We start from the raw sequence: 16968 nt of genomic DNA, 5'->3' as shown, positions 1-16968 counted from the left end.
GGGACCCCGCTTAAGGAGCAAAAACGGTTTCCCGGGTTATCGATGGCTGCGATTGGAAGTTGTCATGCCCCCCGGGGCGGTCAGGGCTTTTTGCCCCGCACCCACCACACCCGAAAGAAATGCAGACGGCGGCCCTGGAAAGTTCCTTCCAGTTCGACGACCTCGTCCATTGCCTCGTAGTGGTCCGTCAATGCCTTGGGCGGGAGTGGCCCGTCCTCTTCCACCCAGAGCACATCTTTTCCCGGGGGCACATGCGGCTCGGGCCACACGTCATATTGGCTGAAGCGCACCAGGCCCGCGGTTCCGACGGGGACTCCCGCGTAGCGGGCAATCTGGGAGGCGAGCTGGTAGTTGCCGGCGTACACGGCGACCACGTCTCCGGGCTTCATCTGGGGAAAGAGCTTCTCCGGGGTGGACAGCGCGCTCAGCACGTCCCAGCCATGCGTGCGCCACAGGGCTGTATCTCGCTTGAAGCTCACCACGGGGAAGAACAGGTGCAGCGTCACCGCGAGCACCACCGCGAGGCCGGAGAACGCCGCCGCGCGTTGCCAGGGCCGCCGCATGCCCGCCACGCCGATGCACACGGAGAGGTAGGCCATGGTCGTCCAGTTGACCTCGCCGCGCGCGCGCGACGACGCGTAGCCGAAGAACAGCAGGGGCACGAGGGCCGCCATGCGCAGCAGGAACTGCTCGCGAGGCCCCTTGAGCGCGTACACCAGCGCGAGCGGGAAGAGGACAGGGCCTCCGAAGGCGAACTGGCCTCCGATGAACTCGCCCAGCGTCTTCCATCCGCCCTGGCCCTCGAGGCCATGTCGGAGCTGGAAGGCGATGCCCACCCAGTCGTGTCGCGCGTTCCACAGCAGCACCGGCGTGAGGAACAACAGCGCCAGCGCGCCGGTGCCCCAGGCGCCTCGGGGCAGGCGCTTGAACTTCAGCGCGGTGAGGAGGAAGGCCACGCCCAGCAGCACCGCGGGGAACTTGGCCAGCAGCGCGAGGCCGGAGGCCAGCCCCGCCCACAGCCAGCGCTCGCGCCACAGCGCCCACAGCGCCAGCGTCCAGAACAAGAGCAGCGCGCTGTCGGGCGTGGCCCAGACTCCGGCCACCATTCCGCCGGGCACCACGCTCCACAGGGCCGCCGCGCGCCAGGCCGCTTCACGGCTCTGGTACACGTCGCGGGCCAGGCCCCACACGGCGGCCACGGTACCGACGCCGCACAGGAGCGCGGTGCCGTGGATGCCGAGCGCGGCGATGAGCCAGGCGATGAGCGGCGGATGGTCGTAGTAGCCCCAGTCGAGCCGCTGCGCCCATTGCCAGTAGTAGGCGGTGTCGAAGTAGACGTCGGTGCCCAGCGCCAGCACGCAGCGCACGGCGAGGGCCACGCCGACGAGGGCGAGACACGTCTTGAGGGCGAGGCCGGCGGGGGTGGGCGGGGCGGGGGCGGGGGAAACCATGCTCACGTCTTGGGGCCAGCGTACCTTGCTCCCGTTCTCCAGTGGAGGGTTGTGCCCTTGGGGCTTGCCCTGTTTTCCCGGGCTCCATATGCCGTGCCGACGTCGTCCCTCGCCTGGAGTCCGCATGTCCTCCCACCCTCCGTCGTCTGGTTCCTCCAACCGCCTGGCCCGGGAGCCGTCGCCGTACCTGCGCCAGCACGCCGGCAATCCCGTGGACTGGTACGCCTGGGGGGACGAGGCGCTCGCGCGAGCCCGCGCGGAGGACAAGCCCATCCTGCTCTCCGTGGGCTACTCCGCGTGTCATTGGTGTCACGTGATGGCGCACGAGTCCTTCGAGTCGCCCGAGACGGCGCGGCTGATGAACGAGGGCTTCATCAACATCAAGGTGGACCGCGAGGAGCGGCCGGACCTGGACCAGATCTACCAGGGCGTGGTGCAGCTCTTGGGGCAGGGGGGCGGCTGGCCGCTGACGGTGTTCCTCACGCCGGACCTGAAGCCCTTCTACGGTGGCACCTACTTCCCGCCCGAGGACCGCTACGGCCGCCCTGGCTTCCCCCGGCTGCTGATGGCGCTGCGGGACACGTGGGAGAACAAGCGCGAGGAGGTGAAGCGGCAGGCCGAGCAGTTCGAGGAGGGGCTGGGCGAGCTGGCCGAGTATGGCCTGGATGCGGCGCCCGGCGTGTTGACGGCGGCGGACGTGGTGGCGATGGGCAAGCGAATGGTGCAGCAGGTGGACCTGGTGCATGGCGGCTTCGGCGGCGCACCCAAGTTCCCCAACCCGATGAACTTCTCCCTGCTGCTGCGCGCGTGGAGACGCGGAGGCGGCGCGCCGCTGCGGGACGCGGTGTTCCTCACGCTGGAGCGCATGGCGCTGGGCGGCATCTATGACCAGTTGGGCGGCGGGTTCCATCGCTACTCGGTGGACGCGCGCTGGTTGGTGCCGCACTTCGAGAAGATGCTCTACGACAACGCGCAGCTCGTGCATCTGTACGCGGAGGCGCAGCAGGTGGAGCCTCGGCCGCTGTGGCGCAAGGTGGTGGAGGAGTCGGTGGAGTACGTGCGCCGCGAGATGACGGACGCGGGCGGCGGCTTCTACGCGGCGCAGGACGCGGACAGTGAAGGGGAGGAAGGGAAGTTCTTCGTGTGGCGTCCGGAGGAACTCCAGGTGGTGCTGTCCCCGGAGCGCGCGGAGCTGGTGACGCGCCACTTCCGCGTCACGTCACAGGGCAACTTCGAGCATGGCGCCACGGTGTTGGAGGTGGTGGTGCCGGGGGAGTTGCTGGCGCGCGAGCGGGGACTGCCGGTGGAGGAGGTGGAGCGCGAGCTGGTGGAGGCGCGACGGGCGATGTTCCAGGCGCGCGAGCGGCGGGTGAAGCCGGGCCGCGACGACAAGATTCTGGCGGGCTGGAACGGGTTGATGATTCGCGGGCTGGCGCTGGCCGCGCGTGTCTTCGAGCGCCCGGACTGGACGAAGCTCGCGGTGTCCGCCGCGGACTTCGTGCTGGCGAAGATGTGGGACGGGACGCGGCTGGCGCGCTCGTACCAGGAGGGCGAGGCGCGCATCGATGGCTTCCTGGAGGACTACGGGGACTTGGCCTCGGGGCTCACCGCGCTCTATCAGGCCACGTTCGACGTGAAGTACCTGGAGGCGGCGGAGGCGCTGGTGAAGCGCGCGGTGGAGTTGTTCTGGGACGAAGAGAAGCGGGCGTACCTCACCGCGCCTCGTGGCCAGAAGGACCTGGTGGTGGCGACGTATGGCTTGTTCGACAACGCGTTTCCGTCCGGTGCGTCCACGCTGACGGAGGCGCAGGTGGCGCTGGCCGCGCTCACGGGGAACGAGCGACACCTGGAGCTGCCGGCGAAGTACGTGGGGAAGATGCGCGAGGGACTGGTGGCCAATGCGATGGGCTATGGCTACCTGGGGCTCGCGGCGGACTCGCTGCTGGATGGCGCGGCGGGGGTGACCTTCGCTGGTTCGCGTGACGCGGTGGCGCCGCTCTTGAGCGCGGCGAACCTCGTGTATGCGCCGACGTTCGCCTTCGGCTGGAAGGAGGACGGCAAGCCCGCGCCCGCGCTGCTCAAGGAACTGTTCGAGGGGCGGGAGCCGGTGGGCGGGCAGGGCGCCGCGTACCTGTGCAGGGGCTTCGCGTGCGAGCGTCCGCGCACGGACGCGAAGGAACTGGTGGAGCGTCTGGTGGAGATGCCCTCCCAGGGCTGAGCATCGAGCGCGGAGGACTCGGCGCCTCGTCGGGAGCGGGCCGGTGAGGCCCGCGTGCTTCCTCGAGGCGCCTCGTCGGGCCGAGGACTACTTGACCTCGGTCACCTTCAGCGTGCCGATGAGGGGCGTGATTTCGGCGTTCCCCTCGTAGCCGAAGGCGAAGTGCGTGGCGTCCGCGACGGGCTGGTTGAACGTCGGGTCCAACTGCGTCCACTCACCCACGAACGCCTCCACCCACTCGTGCCAGTACAGCGCGGGCACGCCGTCCTGGTTCACCATGTAGATGACGCCATCCACGCGCCTCGCGGGGATGCCCGCCGCGCGCAGGAGCGCCACCGACAACAGCGAGTGCTCCGTGCAGTCCCCGCGCTTCTGGCGCAGTACATCCGTGGCCCGGTCCGCGCTGGCCCCGTAGTCCTTCTCCAGATGCGTGGCCACCCACGTGTTCACCTTCTGCGCCGCGCGGTACGCGTCCTTCTCGTCACCGACAATCTTCTTCGACTGCTCGCGGATGGCCGGCGCATCGCTCTCCACGATGAGGTCGGACTTGAGGTTCTTCCCACCTTCCGGGTCCGCCACGGGGCGAGGCTTGCGCGCCGTCGCCGAGGGCGCCGCGGCCTGCAACGTCACATCCACGCTGCCATCCGGCCGCGCGACGAACTTCTGGCGGTACGTCTCCACGCGGAACTTCTCCGGCAGCCCCGTCACCACCAGCTTCACGCTCCCAGGCACCGCCCGCGCGGACTCCGGCAGGGGCTTGGGCAGCACCACGCGGGTGAGGCCGAACACCTCCACCAGGTCCATGCGCTTGGCGACGGCCTCCGTCTCCTTGCGCGCCTGCATCGTCTGGCCGAAGTCCACCAGCACCATCTCCCCGCGCTGGGTGACGTAGGAGACCACCGGCACCTTCTCCTTCTGCGAGATGCTGCTGGCCTTGCCCAGCTTCACCTTCACGCCATTCACCGTCCGCTGCTCGGCGGGCTCCACGGTGGTGGTGAGGCCGTACGTCTCCAGGTCCATGCCATCCAGCACGAAGCCGTCCACCTTCGCCTTGCGAGCCAACGCCACGCGCGCCTGGTCCACGTCCTCGACGCGCTCCTTCGTCGCGGGCAGCACGGGCAGCACCTCGTCCGCGTAGCCCAGGCGCTTGCGCACCACGCGCATGCCGCCCTCCGGCGTGGACGTGCCCTCCAGCGTCTGGTCCCCACCGTCGCCGCGCTGCACCACGGTGAACGACAGCAGCCGACCGCCGGGCTTCGCCTCGTAGATGCGCTCCTCGCGGTGGTTGCGCTCCGACAGGCGCGTCCCCACGAGGGCCTTGAACACGAGCTGGTTGATGCTCTTCACCTTCGCCGGCTCCCCGGGCATCACCACCAGGTCCGTGAAGAGCCAGCCCACCTTCTTGTCCATGAGGTACAGGCCGAAGAACTCCCCCCCTTGAGGGCGAGGGGCCTTCACCACGTCGGACACGTTGGTGGGGGCGGTGACGGCGGCCTTGGAGGGCGCGGGGGCCTGGGCCCAGGCGGCGGGGGCGCCCGCCAGCAGGGCGCACAGGGACACGAGGGCCAGGGACATCGGTCGGGGCGTGCGAGTCATCACGCCCCTTCTAACGGGGGAGGCGGTCAAAGTCTTCAACCGCCCCACACCCCGTGCGGTGGCCTACAGCCGCTTGGTGAGGATGATGAGGTCGTCCCCCACCTTGTAGAAGTCGCGGATGCGCGCTTCCTCGCCGTACTTCATGGACGCGTAGAAGCCGCGCGTGGGCCCATAGGCCTCCGTGGCGCTCGTCTCCACGCGGATGAGCCGGCCGTTGCGCCGACGCAAATCACCTTCCATGGCGGACACCAGCGCCGCGCCCACACCCTGACCCCGCACCTCCGGAGAGGACGCAATCCAGTACAGGTCGTAGCTGTCCTCCGTCATCGGCGTGGGCCCGTAACAGATGTAGCCGACCAGCTGGCCGTCCCGGTCCGCGACGACGATGGAGTAGTCCTTGTTGTCCGGCGTCAGCGCACTGCCGACCAGTTCGATGGCGACCTCAACCTCCTGCGGCGAGAAGGTTTCGATCTTTCGAATCAGAGCGGCGAGCGGCTCCCGGTCCTTTCCTTCGATGGGACGGATGTCCATGGGCTCTTTCGGAAGCGACCTCCACCAGTCGGGCGGCGAGGGCTGGATAGTCCAGACCCGCGGCAGCCGCGGCCCTGGCGAACCCTGCTCCCGGATGGAGGTCGCAGTTGGGGTTGATATCAATGACGTAGGGCACACCCTCCGGAGACACCCGAAGGTCGACCCGTCCATAGTCCTGACAGTCGAGCGCTGCAAAGGCTTCCAGCGCGACCTGCACACAACGAGCTTCCAGCGCCGCATCCACCTGGCACGGCCCGGCGGGCGTATCCCGGTACTCGGGAGAGCCCTCCTCCCACTTGGCGCTGTACGACACGATGTTCGGCCGGTCCTCGAAGGTCCGACCGAAGTGGATTTCAGTCAACGGCAGCGCGCGGCGCGGCTGGTTCCCCAGGAGCGGCACGTAGATTTCGCGGCCGGGGATGAACTGCTCGACCAGCGCGGGCTGGTGGAACTCGCGCAGCACCGCCTCGCAGGCGCGCACCAGCGCGGCGCGCTCATACACGACGGAGTCTCCCGTCACGCCCATGCTGGCGTCCTCGCGCGCGGGCTTGACGATGAGGGGCCAGGGCAGGTCCACCGCCAGCGCGTCCTCCCGTCGCTCCACCACGCGGAAGGCGGGCGTGGACACGCCGCGCGCCGCGAGCAGTTCCTTCGCCTTGGGCTTGTGCAGCGCGAGCCCGAGCGAGAGGGCGGACGAGCCGGTGTAGGCCAGGCCCAGCGCATCCAGCAGGCAGGGGACCGCCATCTCTCCCCGGCTGTCAGCGGCGAGCGACTCGCACAGGTTGACGACGAGGTCCGGCTGCCGCCTGCGCAGGATGTCCACGAAGTCCAGCCGGTCACCCTCGATGGCCAGTGGCTCGGCGACGGTATCGCCGTGGGTGAGGGCTTCGGCGAGCGCGGCGGCGACCCGCACCACGTCCTCTCGGGCCTCCCGTCCCGGGTCATCCTGGAGGAGCTCGTGGTCGCGGTTGTGCAGCAGAATGAGGTGCATTCGGAGGTGCCGGGAGGGTTAGCACGTCCCCCGTTCCGAGCCCAGTCCACAGGTGACGGTTGGTTACCTCCTGGGCTACCTCCCGGAAGGGCTTGCAGTACGGTGGACTACCTCCGATAGGGGTATCCAGGAGTATGGAAAGGGCACCATGCGCATCCGCGACCCCATCCACGGCACCATCCCGGTGAGCGAGTCGGAGAAGGCCGTCATCGACAGCCGCCACTATCAGCGGCTGCGTTATGTGCGGCAGCTCGGCTTCGGCGACCTGGCCTTCCCCGGGGCCACGCACACCCGGCACATCCACTCCCTGGGCGCCATGCACGTCGCCTCGCGGGTGTTCGGGGCGGTGGCCTCCCGCTCGTCGCTCCCCGAGGACGTGCGTGAGCGCTTCTGCACCGCCGTCCGCCTGGCCGTCCTCTGCCATGACCTGGGCCACATGCCGCTGTCGCATGCCTCCGAGCGCATTGCCCCGAAGCGTTCACTGTTGCGCCTGCCTGGCTGGCTGGACTCGGTGGCGGAGGGTGAGCAGGCCACCCATGAGGACTACACGGCGAAAATCCTGCTCGACAGCTCGCTGACGCCCATCATCGAGCGCGAGTTCGGGGCCCGGGACATCACCCCCATGGCGGCGGTGGCGCTGATTACGGGCGCCCGTCCGCCCAAGGACCCGGGCTTCACGTGGGACGGCGTGGACTGGACGCCGCTGCTCCGCGCCATCGTCTCCGGCGAACTGGACGCGGACCGCATGGACTACCTGCTGCGCGACTCCTTCTACACGGGGGTCAACTACGGCCGGTACGACATGGATTGGATCATCGGCAACCTGAACCCGGCGGTGAAGGACGGGCGGGCCTACCTCGCGCTGAGCCGGGCGGCGGCGTTTGCCTTCGAGGACTTCCTCCTCAGCCGCTACCACATGTTCGTCTCGGTCTACCTGCACCACACGTCGGTGAGCTTCGACTACATGCTGCGGCGCTACTACGAGGAGTCGCCCGGCGAGTTCGAGATTCCGTCGGACCCGGAGGCCTTCCTGCTCTGTGACGACTCGGCGCTCTGGTACACGCTGCGCCGCTCCCGCAACAAGTGGGCGCAGCGCATCATCACCCGACAAGGCTTCAAGCTGCTGGCGCAGTACACGGAGCGGGATGCCGGGTACGACCTGGACGTGCTGCGCAGCGCGCTCGTCTCGTCGGGCTTCGAGCACTACGTCGTGGAGTCGGTGAACGTGCTCAGCAAGTACGCCTCCGGCCCGTCAGGCGGACCGAGCCTCTTCATCATCGACGCGTCCACCGGACGGTTGACGGAGGTGGCGCGCTACACCGCGCTGTACCAGCGCTACAGTGGAGCGGTCCGCCTCACGCGCTTGTTCGTGCGGCCGGACCAGTCGGAAGCAGCGCACGAGCTGATGGGCCAGCTCCTCGGTCAGGCGGTGCAATCATGAGTGAGCGTCTTCCCGGTCTGGGCCTCGGTATGGACCTGAGCCATGTCCCCGTCGAGCCGCGCGCCTCCGCGGTGGCGCTGCTCTACCGCCGCGTGGGCCCTGGCGTGGAGGTCTACTGGGTGAAGCGTGGCAAGGCGCTGAAGTTCGCGGGCGGCTTCTACGCGTTCCCTGGCGGCAAGCTGGACGCGGCGGACGCGGACGTTCCGGTGCGGGGTGCCAGTGGAGATGAGGCCGCGCTGCGCTCGGCCGCCGCGCGCGAGCTGTTCGAGGAGACCGGTGTGCTGGTGGCCGAGGGCGCCGAGTCGCTCTCGCAAGAGAAGCAGGATGCCCTGCGCAAGGCGCTGCTGGCGGGGCAGCGCGGCTGGGGTGAGCTGCTCCAGACCGAGGGCCTGACGCTTCGCGCCGACGACTTCCGCGCCGCGGGCCGGTGGATTACCCCGCACGCGGTGCCGGTGCGCTTCGACACGCACTTCTATCTGGTGGAGCTGCCGCCGCACGCGCGCACGGAGCTGTGGCCCGGAGAGCTGTCGGAGGGCGCGTGGGTGTCGCCCTCGCTGGCGCTGGGGCGCTGGAGTGACGGGAGCGCGCTGCTGCACCCGCCGGCGGTGCACGCGCTCCAGGTGCTGGGCACGTTCACCGATGAGGCGGACGCGAGGGCGCGGCTCATGACGCCGCCGTACTGCCCGGGCTTCATCGCCCAGCGCATCGAGTTCCAGCAGGGCGTGCGCGTGGTGGCGCTGGAGACGCCCACGTTGCCGCCGGCCACTCACACCAACGCGTATGTGCTGGGCAACGGGGAGTTGCTGCTGGTGGACCCGGGCTCAGGCGATGTGAAGCAGTACGCGAAGCTCCTGTCGTTGGTGTCGAGCCTCAAGGCGGACGGGCTCAAGCCGGTGGCGGTGGTGCTGACGCATCACCATGGCGACCACGTCGGCGGCGCGCGCGCGGTGAAGGAGCGGCTGGGAATTCCGCTGTGGTGCCATGCGAAGACGTCGGAGTGGCTGGAGGTCCCCGCCGACCGGCTGCTGGAGGACGGCGAGGTGCTGGCGCTGGCGGGCGACGTGCCCCAGCGTTGGCGGGTGCTGCACACGCCAGGACATGCGCGGGGCCACATCTGCCTCGTGGATGAGCGCAGCCGCGCGGCGGTGGTGGGCGACATGGTGGCCGGCGTGGGCTCCATCGTCATCGACCCGCCCGAGGGCAACATGCGGGACTACCTGTCGCAGCTCGCCCGGCTGCGCGACTGGCCCGTGGGCACGCTGTACCCCGCGCATGGCCAGCCGTTGCCGGACGGGCCCGCGAAGCTCCAGGAGTATCTGAATCACCGCGCCCAGCGCGAGGCGCTCATCCTCGCGGCGGTGCCTCCAGACGGAATCACCCTGGCCCAGCTGGTGGAGCGGGCCTACGCGGACACGCCGCCCTTGATGCACCCGGTCGCAGAGCGCAGCGCGCTGGCCACGCTGGAGAAGCTGGTGGCCGAAGGTCGCGTGCGCGAGGAGTCGCTGCAGTACTTCCGCCTGGGGACTTGAGCCGCCGGAGGGGCGGCTCTCAGAACCGCCCCATCAGCCCCAGTCGGGGACCGTGCTCGGTCATCCCCGCGACGGGGAGTAGCCGCACGCCGGAGTCATGCCGTGCCTGCGGAGGCGGCGTCACAGTTCGCTGTGACTGGTGGGACAGCTCATAGCCCGTGGTGGCACCGGCGACGGGGAGCAGCAGCAGTATCGCGGCGAGCGCCTTGTCGTCGTCGTTGGCGCCGAGGATGAGCGAGCCCAGCAGCGCGCCGCCCCAGCCCACCAGGCTTCCTCCGATGGTGGCGAGCAGCGTGCCCTTGCCGTCCATGAGCCGGCCGCCCGCCCAGGTGCCGGCGGGAATGCCGATGACGACGCCGGTGAGGCCGCCCACGAGCGAGACGACCTGGCACTCATCACAGCCCACCGTGGGCGCGCCGAGCAGGTAGCCCACCACCAGCCCCACGGCGCCGCCCGCGATTCCGCCCGCGGCTCCTCCCACGAGCTCCACCGCGACGCGGGGCACCGGGTCCTCCACCGCGGCGGCCTTGCGGCTCGGCCGGGCTGCCTCGGTGACTTCAGGACCGGACGTGGTGGTGGGAGGAGGCTGGTCATCGCCCTTGCCCTCGTCGCCGTCGTCGTCGCGCGACGTGCTGTCTCCGGGCGAGACAGGGACGAGCGGGGGAGGTGACAGCTCGGGAGCGGGGCGCTGGGCTGGCTCGTCCTCGGGGACGCGCTGGCCCCAGGCGGAGCCCGTGCTCGACAAGAGCAGGACGGCCAGCCAAGCGGAGAGCGCGCGCGAAAACCTCACCCCCCCAAGCTACCGCAAGGCCGGGGGTGTCGTCGCGTCAACTGGCGGACATCTCGGTCACCCGGCTGGCACGGGCCCGGCGACGCAGCACCACCAAGGCGAGCGGCGCGGCGGCCAGCAGCAGCTGGGGCAGCAACGAGACGACGTCCGGGTAGATGCCCAGCAGGTCCACGGTGAAGAAGCGCACCGGCACCAGCGGCAGCGCGCCCACCTCCTGCAACGAGTGCAGGCCCTTGCCCAGCAGCATCACCGCCGTGACGACGAGGACCACCGTGGACACGTTGAACAGCGTCTTCATCGGCAGCCGGAAGCCCAGCCGGTTGATGAAGAGGACGAGGACGGTGAGCCCCACCGCCCCCACCAACGTGCCCCAGGCCACGCCAGCGGGCGAGTCCAGCGCCAGGCCCTGGAGGAAGATGGCCGTCTCGAAGCTCTCGCGCAGCACGGCGGTGAAGGCGATGAGGAACAGGCCCACCATGCTGCCCCGGCCGAGCGCGCCCTGCATCTTCTCGCGCAGCTCCCCCATGAACTGGCTGATGTTGGAGCGCGCGTTGAGCCATAGCGCCGCGTAGATGAGCATGCCCACCGCCGCGAGCGCCGCGACGCCCTCCAGCCACTCGCGCTGCGCGCCGGCCAGCAGGTGTCGGCCGAGCAGATAGGCCCCGGCGCCCACCACCAGCGCGGACATCCAGCCGGCATGCACCACGCGCACGTGCTCGGTGGCCTTCATCTTCTTCAGGGCCGCCAGCAGCGCCGCGACGATGATGCTGGCCTCGAAGCCCTCGCGCAGGAGGATGAACACGGTGAGCCACAGCGTGGACAGCAGGTCCGCCGCGCTGCCGCTGTCCCGACGCGCCTGGTCCAACAGCGACACCAGCTCCCGGCCCTCGTCCTGAAGGTGCGGACTGCCGTTCTCCGCCGCGAGCCGCGCATTGAGGAAGCCCTGCTCCAGCTTGAGCACCAGCGCGGAGTCGCGCGAGCTGAGCTTGGGCTCCACCGGCTCCAGGCCGTTGAGGTACGCATCCAGCAATGCAGCCTTCGCCCCTGCCGCGTTGCCCGAGGCGCCCTGCCGCATCGCCTCCTGGACCCCTTCGCGGGCAATCATCAGCGAGCGTTCCTCGTCCACTTGCGGCAGCTCGCGACGCAGGCACGCCAGGTGCTCCGCGCCGAACGACTTCACCAGGTCGTCATCCGTGCTGTTCGCCAGCCGCTCCAGGGACGCACGCGGCGGAGCGCCCTCGCACGGCGGCTGGCGCAGCGTGAAGACGAAGAAGGCGAGCGACCAGCGCTCGTCCTCGCTCAGCGTGGGATAGGCCGGCATCGCGGTGCCCGGCACGCCGAAGCTGGTGGTGTTGAAGGCCTTGTAGGGCGTGAGTCCGCCCATCAGCTCCGCGTCACGGAAGTTGGCGGGCGCGGGCTCCATCGTCGCCGCGATGGGCAGGTTGGCGCTGCCGTCCGCGGCGTGGCAGGCCGCGCAGTTCGTCTGGAAGAGCTTCTCACCGAGCTTCAGGTCCGGCGGGTGACGCGGGCTGCGCGCCAGACCTCCGGCGAGCACCAGGTCCTCCACCAGCGCGCCGCAGTCCCGGCTCACGCCCTCCGCGTCGCGCGACTGGTCCACGCGCGCCTGGATGGCCTTCACGCGCGGGACGAATACCGCCGCCGCCGCGCCCAGGCCCTGGGCCGCGTCCACCGCCTCGGCCGCGAAGCTCTTCTGCTCCGCCAGCTCGAACTGCGACTGGGACTCGATGGCGGCCGGATAGTCCGCCTCCAGGTACTGGAGGATTCCCACCAGCCGATGCCACGTCCGCTCCTCCGCGCCTGGCTCGCTGGCCCCGGCCGAAAGAGGCACCGCGAGCACGAGGCACAAGGCAACGGAGACCACACGATTCATGGCCTTCGTCTACCAGCGGGGGACGAGTGTTTCAATTTTGCGAATCAATATCGAAATGAGCGTTTCAAGCCCGTGAAGGGATGGTGGCGACGGTGGTGGCGTTGACGGGGCCCGTCCACTGCTCGACTTCCAGGGACTGGATGCGCAGGCGGGCGACGCGCCAGTCACCGCCCCGCAGGCGGCCGATGGCGAAGGCGCCGATGGAGAGCGCGCCAATGGCGACGGCCCCCACGGAAAGTGCCCCTATCGCGGTGGCGCCCAGGGCATTGGCTCCGACGGCGAGTGCGCGGAGGGCTCGGACGCGCGGTGGCCGCCTCCGGACCTGCCAGGAGTCGAGCCGCCGGGAGAGGCGAGCAAGCGTGACGGTGTTGGCGATGGCGAGCCCGGTGGCACCGGCCAGCGTCGCGGTGCGCAGGGAGCGGGCCATGAGGTGCTGAGGCTGGAGCGGGAAGGTGAGGGTGGTCCACATGCCGTTCGAGGTGCGCACGGCGCCGCGCGCAAGCCATCCGCGGACGCACGATGCGCCGCCCGGCGGGCGAGCGACGCGGGAGCTGTAGCTTCAGCGCTCGTAGGTGAGGAAGGCGTGGGGAGGCTCGGCCTCCGGGTGCTGCTCTTCCTCGACGAGCTTCCAGCCGGACAGGTCGACCTCTGGGAAGAAGATGTCGCCCGGGTAGTCGCGTGAGATTCGCGTGAGGTAGAGGCGCTCGACGCGGTCCATCGTCTGGGCGTAGAGGTCCGCGCCTCCGGCGATGAACACCTCGTCGTCGCCTCGGGCCTCCGCCTGCTGGAGCGCCTGCTCCACGGAGTGGACGACCGTCACACCCTCGGGCGCGAAGTCCCGCTGGCGCGTGACGACGATGAAGGCTCGGCCGGGCAGGGGGCGACCGATGGACTCATACGTCTTGCGACCCATGATGAGCGTGTGGCCCATGGTGAGTCGCTTGAAGCGCGCGAGGTCCGCGGGCAGACGCCACGGGAGCTGGTTGTGGGCGCCGATGACGCGGTTGGAGGCGAGCGCGACGATGGCCGACAGCTTCATACGGCGACCGGGGCCTTGATGGCGGGGTGGGGCTCGTAGCCTTCGACCTGGATGTCCTCGTACTTGAAGGCGAACAGGTCCTTCACGTCCGGGTTGAGGCGCAGGCGTGGCAGTGGCCGGGGCTCACGGGAGAGCTGCTCCTGGGCCTGCTCGACGTGGTTGAGGTACAGGTGCGCGTCGCCCATCGTGTGGATGAACTCGTGCGCCTCCATGCCTGTCACCTGCGCCACCATCATCGTCAGGAGCGCGTACGAGGCGATGTTGAAGGGCAGTCCCAGGAAGAGGTCCGCGCTGCGCTGGTAGAGCTGGCAGGACAGCCGCCCGTTGGCCACGTAGAACTGGAAGAGGACGTGGCACGGCGGCAGCTTCATGTCCGGCAGGTCCGCCACGTTCCACGCGCTGATGAGGTGCCGGCGCGAGTCGGGGTTCTTCTTCAGCCCGTCGACCAGCGCCTTCATCTGGTCGATGTGAGCGCCGTCCGGCGCGTTCCACGAGCGCCACTGGTGGCCGTAGACGGGGCCCAGCTCGCCCTGCGCGTTGGCCCACTCGTCCCAGATGGTGACGCCGTTCGCCTGGAGCGTGCGCACGTTGGTGTCCCCCGAGAGCATCCAGAGCAGCTCGTGGAAGATGGACTTCACGTGCAGCTTCTTCGTGGTGACCAGCGGGAAGCCCTGCGTCAGGTCGAACCGCAGCTGAGGGCCGAAGACACTGAGTGTGCCCGTGCCGGTGCGGTCACCCTTCTTCGTTCCGTGCTTGAGGACGTGGTCGAGCAGGTTCAGATAGGGCTGCATGGGGCCGAGGCGTGTAGTTGGCCATGCTTCGGCAGGCAAGCCCCGAGTCACGAGAACGCCTGCTAGAGCGCAGAACCATGTCGCATGTCTCCGCGCATGCACCGACGCGCCTTCTCATTGGACGTGTGGCGCGCCCCACCGGTACAAGCCGGAACCCATGAAGATCTACACCAAGACGGGTGACGCGGGAGAGACGGGCCTGTTCGGGGGCGGTCGTGTCGCGAAGGACGACGCCCGTGTGGACGCGTACGGCGAGGTGGATGAGCTCAACGCGACGCTCGGCCTCGCGCGAGGCTCTTCCCTGCCGCAGGAGCTGGACGCGATGCTGCACCGGCTCCAGGACCAGCTCTTCACGGTGGGCGCGGTGATGGCGACCCCGGCGGGCACGAAGGCCTCCGCGCACATCCCCTCGCTCAAGGCGGAGTGGGCGGCGGACATGGAGCACGCCATCGACCGCTTCGAGGGCGAGCTGCCGAAGATGACCCACTTCATCCTGCCCGGAGGCACGCAGGGCGCCGCCGCGCTGCACCTGGCGCGCACGGTGTGCCGTCGCGCCGAGCGCCGCGCCGTCCCGCTGCTGCGCGACGGGACGATTCCCAAGGACGTGGTGGTTTTCCTCAACAGGCTCTCCGACCTGCTCTTCGTCATGGCTCGCGTGGCCAACCACCGCGCCCAGGTGGAAGACGTGAAGTGGATTCCCGAGAAGCCGTCCGCGACCTAGCGCTCTCCTCGGATTTCAGTCGTGCTGCCCACCGCCCCTCTCCGCGACCTCGCCCGGTCCGTTGGCTTCGACCTCGTGGGCTTCGCTCGCGCGGAGCCCATTCCGCCCACCTTCATCATGGAGTGGCTGGAGGCGGGCTTCGCGGCGGACATGGACTGGATGGGCGAGCGGGTCGCCGAGCGGTTGGACGTCGACCGGCTGCTCCCGGGCGCCCGGACGGTCATCTCCTTCGTCAACAACTACTGGCGCGATGACGAGGTGTCGGTGGGCTCGCCCATCGCCCGGTACGCGCGGGGCCGCGACTACCACTCCACGCTGCGCGACAGGATGAAGGCCTTCCGCAAGGCCGTCATCCGGATGTCTCCGGGACTGGGGACGTACGGGAGCGTGGACAGCGGCCCGTTGATGGAGAAGGTGTGGGCGGCGCGCGCGGGGCTGGGCTACGTGGGGAAGAACGGCTGTTTCATCACCGAGCCGTATGGCTCGTGGGTGCTGCTGGCCACGCTCATCCTCGATGCCGAGGTGGACGATTATGGGACGGGGCCCGCGGCGGACCGGTGTGGCGCGTGTCGCCGCTGTCTCATGTCCTGTCCCACGGGCGCGCTGGTGGGCAACGGCCGTGTGGACGCACGGGCGTGTCTGTCCTACCAGACCATCGAGAACCGCGAGCAGCAGGTGCCGGAGGCGTTCCGGCTCAAGTTCGACAACCTCATCTTCGGGTGCGACATCTGCCAGCAGGTGTGTCCGCTCAACCGGCGTCCCGTGTTCGCGGAGCATCCGCGCTTCGCGCCTCGAGCGGTGGCGGAGCTGGGCACGCTGGAGCTGGCGGGGCTCACACCGACACAGTACGAGGAGCTCATCCCCGGTACAGCGTTGGCACGCGCCCGGTATGACGTGCTCCGCCGCAACGCGGTGTATGCGTTGGGCGTGGCCAGGCAGGCGGACTCGCGCTACCTGCTCGAAAAGCTCTGCGGCGATTCGAGCGAATTGGTACGTACCGCCGCTCAATGGGCGCTCTGCAAGCTCGACCCCTGAATCCCCCTGCTGAAGCTTCGCCGCTTCGCGGGGTGTATGCCGCGTTGCTCATCCAGGTCGTCATCAGCGCGGGGACGTATCTGGCCGCGAAGCGGGCCATGACGGAGCTGCCGCCGCTCACCGTGGTGTTGTGGCGCTTCTTCCTGAGCGGGCTGGTGTTCGTGGTGCTGCTGCTGGTGCTGCCCGGGCCGAAGCTGCCGCCGCGCGATGCGTGGCGCCGCATCTTCATCCTGGGCCTGCTGGCGGGTCCGGTGAACCAGGTGTTCTTCTTCAGCGGGCTCGCGCGCTCCACCGCCGCGCACGGCGCGCTGCTCTATGCGCTCACGCCGCTGGGCGTCTATCTGTTGAGCCTCGCGCGCGGACAGGAGCGAGCGTCCGCGCGGACGTTGCTGGGCATCGCCACCGCCTTCGTGGGCGTGGTGGTGCTGCTGCTGGGCCGAGGGCTGGCGGACGCGCGCGGCTCCATGCTGGGGGACGTGCTCATCCTCGGCGCGGTGCTGGCGTGGGTCGTCTATACGACGGAGGGAAAGCCCTTCGTCGCGGTCCACGGTCCGCTGCGCGCGACGGCGTGGTGCATGACGATGTCCACGGTGTTGATGCTGCCCTTCGCCCCCTTCGTGGCGAACACGGACAAGCTGATGGCCGCGAGCACGACGGCCAAGGGCTGCATCGTCTACCTGGGCCTGCTGACGTCGGTGGTGGCGTACGTGCTCTGGTACTACGCGCTGTCGAAGGTGTCGGCGTCGAAGGTGGCCATCTTCTCCAACCTCCAGCCCGCCGCGACGGCGCTCGCGGCCTGGCTGCTGCTGGACGAGTCCCTGCACTGGGAAATCGCGGTGGGTGGAGTGCTCGTCCTCGCGGGTGTGCGACTCACCCAGACGGTGGTGGCCCGCGCTCCGCCGACGGCGCCCCTGCCTCCCGTGGCGGGGCGCCCGGCGACCTGA

15 protein-coding genes are annotated in these 16968 nt (G+C 69.5%); 6 read left to right on the top strand and 9 right to left on the bottom strand.

From position 1 onward, the window contains the following. Nucleotides 1–80 precede the first annotated feature (80 nt). Entirely contained in the window at nt 81–1451 is a 1371-nt protein-coding gene (locus LZ199_RS17405) for an ArnT family glycosyltransferase (protein ID WP_253994826.1), read from the bottom strand. A 124-nt stretch (nt 1452–1575) separates the two neighbouring features. Here LZ199_RS17405 and LZ199_RS17400 point away from each other — a divergent pair, with 124 nt between their 5' ends. Then, complete coding sequence (locus LZ199_RS17400) at nt 1576–3669, top strand: thioredoxin domain-containing protein (protein WP_253994825.1); 2094 nt, start codon at nt 1576–1578, stop codon at nt 3667–3669. A gap of 87 nt (nt 3670–3756) precedes the next feature. On the opposite strand, the gene LZ199_RS17395 is transcribed toward LZ199_RS17400, so the two are convergent. The 3 genes from LZ199_RS17395 to LZ199_RS17385 form a co-directional block, all read right to left on the bottom strand. Then, nucleotides 3757–5265: a transglutaminase-like domain-containing protein gene (locus LZ199_RS17395; RefSeq protein WP_253994824.1), complete on the bottom strand. Its 1509-nt coding sequence runs from the start codon at nt 5263–5265 to the stop codon at nt 3757–3759. A 63-nt stretch (nt 5266–5328) separates the two neighbouring features. Next, on the bottom strand, nt 5329–5796 hold the full coding sequence (locus LZ199_RS17390; protein ID WP_253994823.1) for a GNAT family N-acetyltransferase: 468 nt from the start codon (nt 5794–5796) through the stop codon (nt 5329–5331). After that, nucleotides 5708–6787 carry a D-alanine--D-alanine ligase family protein gene (locus LZ199_RS17385; RefSeq protein WP_253994822.1) on the bottom strand — a complete coding sequence of 360 codons (1080 nt, stop codon included), beginning with the start codon at nt 6785–6787 and terminating at the stop codon, nt 5708–5710. The genes LZ199_RS17390 and LZ199_RS17385 overlap by 89 nt, the downstream gene beginning before the upstream one ends. 148 nt (nt 6788–6935) lie before the next feature. On the opposite strand from LZ199_RS17385, the gene LZ199_RS17380 reads away from it, so the two are divergent. Together LZ199_RS17380 and LZ199_RS17375 are read left to right on the top strand one after the other, a co-directional pair. Further along, nucleotides 6936–8228: an HD domain-containing protein gene (locus tag LZ199_RS17380; RefSeq protein ID WP_253994821.1), complete on the top strand. Its 1293-nt coding sequence runs from the start codon at nt 6936–6938 to the stop codon at nt 8226–8228. Next, on the top strand, nt 8225–9757 hold the full coding sequence (locus tag LZ199_RS17375; protein WP_253994820.1) for an MBL fold metallo-hydrolase: 1533 nt from the start codon (nt 8225–8227) through the stop codon (nt 9755–9757). The genes LZ199_RS17380 and LZ199_RS17375 overlap by 4 nt, the downstream gene beginning before the upstream one ends. A 19-nt stretch (nt 9758–9776) precedes the next feature. On the opposite strand, the gene LZ199_RS17370 is transcribed toward LZ199_RS17375, so the two are convergent. From LZ199_RS17370 to LZ199_RS17350, 5 genes are all read right to left on the bottom strand, one after another. Then, nucleotides 9777–10547, bottom strand: a complete 771-nt coding sequence (locus LZ199_RS17370) for a GlsB/YeaQ/YmgE family stress response membrane protein (protein ID WP_253994819.1) — start codon at nt 10545–10547, stop codon at nt 9777–9779. Between the two features lie 37 nt (nt 10548–10584). Then, complete coding sequence (locus LZ199_RS17365; protein ID WP_253994818.1) at nt 10585–12438, bottom strand: FTR1 family protein; 1854 nt, start codon at nt 12436–12438, stop codon at nt 10585–10587. Between the two features lie 64 nt (nt 12439–12502). Then, nucleotides 12503–12925: a hypothetical protein gene (locus LZ199_RS17360; protein ID WP_253994817.1), complete on the bottom strand. Its 423-nt coding sequence runs from the start codon at nt 12923–12925 to the stop codon at nt 12503–12505. A gap of 72 nt (nt 12926–12997) precedes the next feature. Beyond that, the gene (locus LZ199_RS17355) at nt 12998–13477 is read right to left on the bottom strand and encodes a dihydrofolate reductase (RefSeq protein ID WP_253994816.1); all 480 of its coding nucleotides are present in this window, start codon (nt 13475–13477) and stop codon (nt 12998–13000) included. Then, nucleotides 13474–14268 (bottom strand): thymidylate synthase, encoded by a 795-nt coding sequence (locus tag LZ199_RS17350; RefSeq protein WP_253994815.1) that lies wholly within the window; start codon nt 14266–14268, stop codon nt 13474–13476. The genes LZ199_RS17355 and LZ199_RS17350 overlap by 4 nt, the downstream gene beginning before the upstream one ends. A gap of 157 nt (nt 14269–14425) precedes the next feature. Here LZ199_RS17350 and LZ199_RS17345 point away from each other — a divergent pair, with 157 nt between their 5' ends. The 3 genes from LZ199_RS17345 to LZ199_RS17335 are packed head-to-tail and all read left to right on the top strand — an operon-like array spanning nt 14426 to nt 16968. Beyond that, nucleotides 14426–14989, top strand: coding sequence for a cob(I)yrinic acid a,c-diamide adenosyltransferase (locus LZ199_RS17345; protein ID WP_253994814.1), 564 nt, complete (start codon nt 14426–14428; stop codon nt 14987–14989). A 21-nt stretch (nt 14990–15010) separates the two neighbouring features. Then, nucleotides 15011–16024 (top strand): tRNA epoxyqueuosine(34) reductase QueG, encoded by a 1014-nt coding sequence (queG, locus tag LZ199_RS17340; RefSeq protein ID WP_253994813.1) that lies wholly within the window; start codon nt 15011–15013, stop codon nt 16022–16024. Next, on the top strand, nt 15997–16968 hold the full coding sequence (locus LZ199_RS17335; protein WP_253994812.1) for a DMT family transporter: 972 nt from the start codon (nt 15997–15999) through the stop codon (nt 16966–16968). Before queG ends, LZ199_RS17335 begins: the two co-directional genes overlap by 28 nt.

The organism is Myxococcus qinghaiensis (assembly GCF_024198215.1).
GTDB classification, from domain to species: Bacteria; Myxococcota; Myxococcia; order Myxococcales; family Myxococcaceae; genus Myxococcus; species Myxococcus qinghaiensis.
Note: the sequence above shows the minus strand (reverse complement) of the source record. Positions and strands in the feature narration are given on the sequence as shown.

Excerpts from the sequence above, each read along its gene's own strand:
- LZ199_RS17365 (WP_253994818.1), bottom strand. The coding sequence starts at position 12,438 with ATGAATCGTGTGGTCTCCGTTGCCTTGTGCCTCGTGCTCGCGGTGCCT.
- LZ199_RS17405 (WP_253994826.1), bottom strand. The coding sequence starts at position 1,451 with ATGGTTTCCCCCGCCCCCGCCCCGCCCACCCCCGCCGGCCTCGCCCTC.
- LZ199_RS17380 (WP_253994821.1), top strand. The coding sequence starts at position 6,936 with ATGCGCATCCGCGACCCCATCCACGGCACCATCCCGGTGAGCGAGTCG.
- LZ199_RS17400 (WP_253994825.1), top strand. The coding sequence starts at position 1,576 with ATGTCCTCCCACCCTCCGTCGTCTGGTTCCTCCAACCGCCTGGCCCGG.
- LZ199_RS17385 (WP_253994822.1), bottom strand. The coding sequence starts at position 6,787 with ATGCACCTCATTCTGCTGCACAACCGCGACCACGAGCTCCTCCAGGAT.
- LZ199_RS17335 (WP_253994812.1), top strand. The coding sequence starts at position 15,997 with ATGGGCGCTCTGCAAGCTCGACCCCTGAATCCCCCTGCTGAAGCTTCG.
- LZ199_RS17345 (WP_253994814.1), top strand. The coding sequence starts at position 14,426 with ATGAAGATCTACACCAAGACGGGTGACGCGGGAGAGACGGGCCTGTTC.
- LZ199_RS17355 (WP_253994816.1), bottom strand. The coding sequence starts at position 13,477 with ATGAAGCTGTCGGCCATCGTCGCGCTCGCCTCCAACCGCGTCATCGGC.
- LZ199_RS17395 (WP_253994824.1), bottom strand. The coding sequence starts at position 5,265 with ATGACTCGCACGCCCCGACCGATGTCCCTGGCCCTCGTGTCCCTGTGC.
- LZ199_RS17350 (WP_253994815.1), bottom strand. The coding sequence starts at position 14,268 with ATGCAGCCCTATCTGAACCTGCTCGACCACGTCCTCAAGCACGGAACG.
- LZ199_RS17375 (WP_253994820.1), top strand. The coding sequence starts at position 8,225 with ATGAGTGAGCGTCTTCCCGGTCTGGGCCTCGGTATGGACCTGAGCCAT.
- LZ199_RS17390 (WP_253994823.1), bottom strand. The coding sequence starts at position 5,796 with ATGGACATCCGTCCCATCGAAGGAAAGGACCGGGAGCCGCTCGCCGCT.